Genomic DNA, 732 nt, shown 5'->3' on the forward strand with positions numbered 1-732 from the left:
AAAACAGGACTAGTCAATTTGGCATTAAAAGAAAATTGTACTATTTGTAAAGGCCGTATAGAAAAAAAATACATGCCTATGAAGGAATGGAAAATTAATGGGCCTTTATGTAATAAGTGTTATTCGAAGAAAATTTACGAACATTATCCTGGTGAACATGTAAGAGTGAATTTAGGTGATGGTGACTAACTCACTTTTCTTGTGATTTGTATTTGTGTACATAAAGACAATTCCAAGTTAGTGAATCCTCTTTTACGTCACTTTCTTGAAAAAATTTGATATCAGTAACAATTTTTTTCTTTTTACGTGGATAGAGATTAAGTTGGAAACTTTCAAATTTTTTGCAGTCACAGTCTTCATACAGACATTCATCGTTATCTTCGGAATCATCATGATCTTCTTTCATATGACTGCAATCACAGATGGCATCATCTTTAACATCGTTTTTGTATTTTTTAGTATACGTTCCTAATCGCAAGTATGCTTCGCCCCCATGTCCTTTTTTAAATCGTTCATAATTTTTTGATTTGGGTAAGATTTTAAAAAATGACATATTTGTATCTGGGTGCATTGAATCTGACCCCATAATGAACCAGTTACTATCTTCGGTTTCAACAAATCTAATTTTAATTGAGGAACCACTCCACCAATTGACCACTTCATTCCAAATTTTTATAGTCTCTTTTCTATCCCTAAAAAGTGGAATTACGTTCATTCTAAGATCATAATACC

At 31.8% G+C, this 732-nt stretch carries 2 protein-coding genes; one reads left to right on the forward strand and one right to left on the reverse strand.

Annotated features, from left to right (window positions below; all coding sequences use genetic code 11):
* A partial coding sequence (locus V3W49_RS22690; RefSeq protein WP_500148202.1) for a hypothetical protein occupies window positions 1-189 on the forward strand: 189 nt, incomplete at its 5' end.
* A gap of 1 nt (window position 190) precedes the next feature.
* Here the strand turns inward: V3W49_RS22690 and V3W49_RS22695 are convergent.
* Window positions 191-732, reverse strand: a 542-nt coding sequence (locus V3W49_RS22695) for a hypothetical protein (RefSeq protein WP_500148203.1), incomplete at its 5' end; no start/stop codon positions are given.

The organism is Rosenbergiella sp. YN46, from assembly GCF_036620675.1.
In the GTDB taxonomy this organism is placed as follows: domain Bacteria; phylum Pseudomonadota; class Gammaproteobacteria; order Enterobacterales; family Enterobacteriaceae; genus Jejubacter.